Source organism: Streptomyces sp. MnatMP-M17 (assembly GCF_900091995.1).
GTDB lineage: Bacteria > Actinomycetota > Actinomycetes > Streptomycetales > Streptomycetaceae > Streptomyces.
Genome location: NZ_FMDK01000057.1, coordinates 1 through 4905 on the forward strand (window position 1 = coordinate 1; position 4905 = coordinate 4905).

A 4905-nucleotide genomic window follows, 5' to 3' on the forward strand; every position below is an offset into this window, starting at 1 on the left:
ACGGGAAAGTCCCGCCGGGCGCCGGTCACACGACAGCCGCCCGGCGGGACTTTCCCGTATCCGCCCTACGCCGGGAACCCCGAACCCGAGCCGGAGCCGGAACCCGAGCCCGAACCCGAGCCCGAACCCGAGAACCGCTCCCGCGGTTCGATCTTTCTGACCTTTCCGCTCACGGTCATGGGAAAGGCGTCCACGATCTCCAGCCGGCGCGGAATCGCGGCATTGTGACCCACTCGACCAGGGTGTGCGGGAGGTCGAGTGCGGCAGGACAGGGAATCAACAGGGCTCCGGTGCCGGTGGGTTGAGACTTCGAACATCTCCCTCAACAGCGGGCCCGACCATGGGAAGTGTGAAACCAGGCTTCATCGGCGAGTGCTTCGGTGATCCGTCAGCCGTTTGCTCGGACGGGAAGTTCGGTGATGCTGAGGGAGAAGTCCAAGTTCCCCACCCCGTGGTTGGCGAGGCCCACCGTGACCACGCCCGTTCCTTCCAGCCAGTGCGCCATTTTCAGGCCGCCGACGTCCAGCGGGCGCAGCCCGAGGCTCTCGATGAACGCCTCCACACTTGTCTTGGCCCGCGCGTTGTCGCCGGCGATGAAGACGTCGGGCCGGCCCTTCTCCAGGACATGGCGGAAGACGGTGTTGAACGCCTTCACCACGCTGGCGCTGGCCGGGGCCGCCTTGGCGACTTCCTCCGCGGTCGAGGTCTCCTCGCGGTGGGCCAGCCCGTCGAACGTGGAGTTGAAGGGATTGCTGATGTCGACGATGACCTTGCCGGCGAGAGCGTCTCCGTACTGGGCGACGACCGGCACGACACCGTCGTACAACAGGGCCACGATGACGATGTCCCCGGCCGGGGCGGCGCCCCATTCTCCCCTCGTGGCGCCGCCGCCGAGAGCCTTGGCCAGGTCAGCGGCCTTGGACTGATCGCGGCCCATGACCTCGACGGTGTTGCCGCCCCCTACCGCCCGCGTGCCGATGGTGCGGGCCATGTTCCCGGTGCCGATGATGCTGATGCTGCTCATGAGATGTCCTGCCCTGGTTGTGTGGTGTCCGGTTCAGATGGCGGTGGTGCCGCCGTCGGCGACGAGTTCCATGCCGTTGACGTAGCTGGAGTCGTCGGAGGCGAGGAAGAGGGCGGCGGTGGCGATTTCGTCGGGGCGGCCCATCTGGCCGCGGGGGATGAGGGACTCGAACTGGCGCTTGGTGGCCTCGTCGAAGAGTTCTTCCTGCTTGGCGGTGGCGACCTGGCCGGGGGTCAGGACGTTGACACGGATGCGGCGGTCCTTGAGCTCGTTGAGCCAGACGCGGGCCCATGCCTGCTGGACGGCCTTGCTGCCGGCGTAGACGCTCCAGCCGGGGAAGGCGCCGAGGGAGGCGTTGGAGCCGGTCATGAGGATGGAGCCGCCGTCGTTGAAGAGCGGAAGGGCCTTCTGGACGGTGAACAGGGTGCCGCGAGCGTTGAGGTAGAACGCGGCGTCGAAGTGGGCCTCGGTGATCTCGCCGAGCGGGGCGGGCTCGCCCCCGCCTGCGCTGGCCCACAGCACGTCGAGGCTTCCCTTCTCCCGCTTGACGGTGTCGTACAGGCGGTCCAGGTCGTCCAGGTCGGCGGCGTCGCCCTGGACGCCGGTGACGTTGCGGCCGATCTGCTTCACGGCCTCGTCCAGGGCGTCCTGGCGGCGGCCGGTGATGAAGACGTGCGCTCCCTCGTCGACGAACAGCTTCGCGCCTGCCAGCGCCATGCCGGTGGTGCCGCCGGTAATGACCGCGACCTTGCCGTCGAGCTTTCCCATAGTCGTTCCCTTGGGTCGGTGGTGCCGTGCGCACCTGGGGCGACGGTGTTATGTACACCGCTCTGTGTGCTTACGGTATCGGGCAGGCGGGCGGGACGCAAACTATGTACACCGGTCGTTACCCACTGCGGTACGATGGACCCATGACGGAGTTGGAGAAGGGCCCCACGGGCCGCCGCCGCGGCCGGGGCGCCCGCGAGCGCATCCTCAGCGCGTCCCAGCAGCTGTTCCGCGAGCAGGGCATCAACCGCACCGGCATGGACCAGCTCTGCGCGGCGGCCGAGGTGTCCAAGCGCACGGCCTACCAGCACTTCACCGGCAAGGACGAACTCGTCGCCGAATACCTGCGCCGGTTCGACCCCTCCGTTCTGTCCGGCGTGTTCGACCGCACCGACCTCACGCCCCGCGAACGGCTCCTCGCCGCCTTCGACATCCCCCCCACCACCCCCCTGTGCCCCTACATCGCCGCCGCCGTCGAACTCCACGACCCCCAGCACCCCGCATCCCAGTACGCACGCGACTACAAGAAAGCCGTCGCCGCGCGGCTCACCGACACCGCCCGCGAAGCCGGCGCCGCCGACCCCGAACAGCTCGGCGAGCAGCTCGCGCTGCTCATCGACGGCGCCGCGGCCCGCACCCGGGTCCTCAACGCCGACGCCTTCCCCACCGCCGCCGCCATCGCCGCCGTCCTCATCGACAACGCCATCCCCGCCACAGCCGGCGATGACCGGCAACGGGAGGAAGTGCCAAGTTGACTTGGCACTCCGCGGCCGGGCTGGCCACGCTGCCGGCCGCGGCTGCACCGCTGGTACGCGACACCAGCCACCCGGCACCTGGCCCGGACCCGCCGCCTTTTACGGAACTGCCCGCCCGCCTGCTGCAGGCCGCAGCAGAAGCGGCCGGGGAGACCGGCGACCCGCGAAGGCTTCAGGAGTGTGCGACATCCAGTGGGTTGCCCTGAGCCTCGCTGGGTCCTCAACCCTGTGGCCAGGCGGTTTGTCCTCGTCTCCGGCAGCGACTCACAGGCTGACGCAACCTTGGGATTCCTGAAGCTTTCTCACCGTGTCTGATCGATTGACGATCGGGGTGAAGGTGACGGGGCTTGCCCTGGCGCTGGCTGTCGTACGGAACCTGCGAGATGTCCGGTCGCTGGCCACGGCGGAGGAGCTCCGGCACTGCGGATTCCGCCGTCCGAGCCGGAGGCCAAGACGCTGTCCGCCGGGTGGGGCGGCGAGTTGGCGACCTGCCGGAAGTTCGCCCCGACCACCCGGAACTGCACCGCCTCCAGTTGATAACCCAGGTCGGACCGCGGGCCGGCGAGGCATGCAAGCTCGATCCGGCGGACATCAAGTGGGACCTGGGCCGTTTCGGCAAGCCCCACGTCCGCCACGGCAAGGGCGCCACGGGCTCGAGCCCGCGCGAGCGGATGGTCCCCCTGATCAACGGCGCCGACCGCACGCTGCGATGGTTCATCAAGGACGTGTGGTGGCAGTTCGACGACGACCACACTCGCCCCGGTGCTTCTGACCTCGCCCGGCGAGACCCTCGGCGGAGCTGTCAGAGGAGCCCAATAAGGTCCAGGTACGTCCCGCGGACCTGCAAAACCCAGTACCAGATGACGATGGCGCTCGGCACATGCGGCTCCCCGTCCGACCTTCCCTACCTGCGAGACCTCGTCCTTCAGGGCGAAACCCTCCATGCGGTTCACACTGCCGGGGGCGACACCATCGTCCGGCTGAGCTACCTGGGGCACTCCCACGTTGAGGCGATTCGCTGGTGCCTGAGCACTGGTAACGAGACTCTTGTGGGCGGAGCGCTGCAGGCCGTGGCCATGCTCCGGCTTGCCCTGGATCAGGAAACCGTGACCGACGTCCTCGACTTCATCGAAGCCAGGTCTCCACAGGACGGGATCTACTTCTGGCCCGCTATTGCCGCGGCCGGCTGGACGGGGCAGCGAGTGCACCGCTTCCTCACCTCATGCATCTCCAGCCCTCGATCCCATGTCGCCGAAGCCGCCACGAACTCCCTGGCTGGGAACTACGGCGCTTACCGACCCCTGTAGGCGGACCCGCACCTCAGGTTCGTCGTGAACCCGGGCCTTCTCGCTGCAGAATCGGCTGCCGGACCCATGGGTTCCTACCGAGAAGCCTTCAGTTTTCGGGAACTCACGGGGCTGTAGGGGGTTGAGGAACATCGGAACGAAAACCGGCTCTAAGCTTGTTCCTTAACCTCACGCCACTGCGGAATGCTTGCCGGTGGAGAAAATGCGGTGCGTGCTGGCACCACGCTGGTCAGACTCGCTGACATGACTGAGAAGATCACCCGCATCAACCCCGAGCAGCTGCATGAGACACCCGGCTACCACCACATCACCGTGGTGGAGGCAGGCCGTACCGCCTATCTGGCGGGGCAGTGCCCGCTTGATCGGAATGGTGACCTCGTCGGTTCCGGTTCCCTCGAGACGCAGGTCGACCAGGTTGTCGCGAACGCGCTCGCTGCCCTGGCAGCGGTGAGTGCCCAGCCTGAACATGTGGTGCGGTCAGTGATCTACGTGCGGAGCGATGAGAGGGACATTCTCGGAGCCGCATGGCGTCGGCTCACCGAGTCTGCCCTGGGTCGGGCGTTCACCACCGCCAGCACGCTCTTGGGCGTCGCCCAGCTGGGCTTTCCGGGACAGCTCGTCGAGGTGGATCTCACCGTGGCGCTGCCTGACTGACTTCGAACGGCGTATCGAACTGGGTAGCCCAGCTGGGCATTCGCGGGACGCTGGGCCGGCCTTCGTCTGATCATGTGCTCCGACCAAGGTGCACCGATCAAGACGAAGGCCGTGAAGGTGAGTCTCCTGCCTGACGCCGGTCCCGGGGAAGCGTTCGCGCAAGCGTCACGCTTCCGGGAGGACCTGTTCGACTGCCTGACCGTGCGCGGGGACGAGCTGTTCGAGCTCGTGGACGCAATGCTGTGCGCGGACGGCCCGGTGACCTCGCCGGTGGACCTGACGCTGGTGGCCGAGCACCGGCGTGGGCACGGCGCGATGTACGAGGCGTTGAACTGCGGGAACGTGGACGTGCCCCGGCTGCGGCAGGTGCTGGCCGGGCTGCCGATACCGCAGGCCG

At 67.8% G+C, this 4905-nt stretch carries 6 protein-coding genes and 1 pseudogene; 5 read left to right on the top strand and 2 right to left on the bottom strand.

Going from position 1 to position 4905, the window contains the following annotated elements:
• Nucleotides 1-228, top strand: a pseudogene (locus GA0115259_RS41065) (hypothetical protein); the annotation flags it as partial.
• A gap of 160 nt (nucleotides 229-388) precedes the next feature.
• Here the strand turns inward: GA0115259_RS41065 and GA0115259_RS03160 are convergent.
• Both GA0115259_RS03160 and GA0115259_RS03165 read right to left on the bottom strand, forming a co-directional pair.
• On the bottom strand, nucleotides 389-1024 hold the full coding sequence (locus GA0115259_RS03160) for an NADPH-dependent F420 reductase (protein ID WP_093590507.1): 636 nt from the start codon (nucleotides 1022-1024) through the stop codon (nucleotides 389-391).
• 33 nt (nucleotides 1025-1057) lie between these two features.
• Entirely contained in the window at nucleotides 1058-1792 is a 735-nt protein-coding gene (locus tag GA0115259_RS03165; protein WP_030354521.1) for an SDR family NAD(P)-dependent oxidoreductase, read from the bottom strand.
• Nucleotides 1793-1935: 143 nt separating this feature from the next.
• Here GA0115259_RS03165 and GA0115259_RS03170 point away from each other — a divergent pair, with 143 nt between their 5' ends.
• The 4 genes from GA0115259_RS03170 to GA0115259_RS03190 form a co-directional block, all read left to right on the top strand.
• Nucleotides 1936-2547 (top strand): TetR/AcrR family transcriptional regulator, encoded by a 612-nt coding sequence (locus GA0115259_RS03170; RefSeq protein ID WP_093590510.1) that lies wholly within the window; start codon nucleotides 1936-1938, stop codon nucleotides 2545-2547.
• 467 nt (nucleotides 2548-3014) lie between these two features.
• A complete protein-coding gene (locus GA0115259_RS41445; RefSeq protein ID WP_237539724.1) occupies nucleotides 3015-3854 on the top strand; it encodes a site-specific integrase in 840 nt (279 codons plus the stop codon).
• A 243-nt stretch (nucleotides 3855-4097) separates the two neighbouring features.
• Complete coding sequence (locus GA0115259_RS03185; RefSeq protein WP_093590513.1) at nucleotides 4098-4508, top strand: RidA family protein; 411 nt, start codon at nucleotides 4098-4100, stop codon at nucleotides 4506-4508.
• 117 nt (nucleotides 4509-4625) lie between these two features.
• Nucleotides 4626-4905, top strand: a 280-nt coding sequence (locus GA0115259_RS03190; RefSeq protein ID WP_141716434.1) for a transposase, incomplete at its 3' end; no start/stop codon positions are given.

What these genes read in the sequence shown, in the direction of transcription:
- GA0115259_RS03160 (WP_093590507.1), bottom strand. Translation starts at nt 1,024, where the DNA reads ATGAGCAGCATCAGCATCATCGGCACCGGGAACATGGCCCGCACCATC.
- GA0115259_RS03165 (WP_030354521.1), bottom strand. Translation starts at nt 1,792, where the DNA reads ATGGGAAAGCTCGACGGCAAGGTCGCGGTCATTACCGGCGGCACCACC.
- GA0115259_RS03170 (WP_093590510.1), top strand. Translation starts at nt 1,936, where the DNA reads ATGACGGAGTTGGAGAAGGGCCCCACGGGCCGCCGCCGCGGCCGGGGC.
- GA0115259_RS03185 (WP_093590513.1), top strand. Translation starts at nt 4,098, where the DNA reads ATGACTGAGAAGATCACCCGCATCAACCCCGAGCAGCTGCATGAGACA.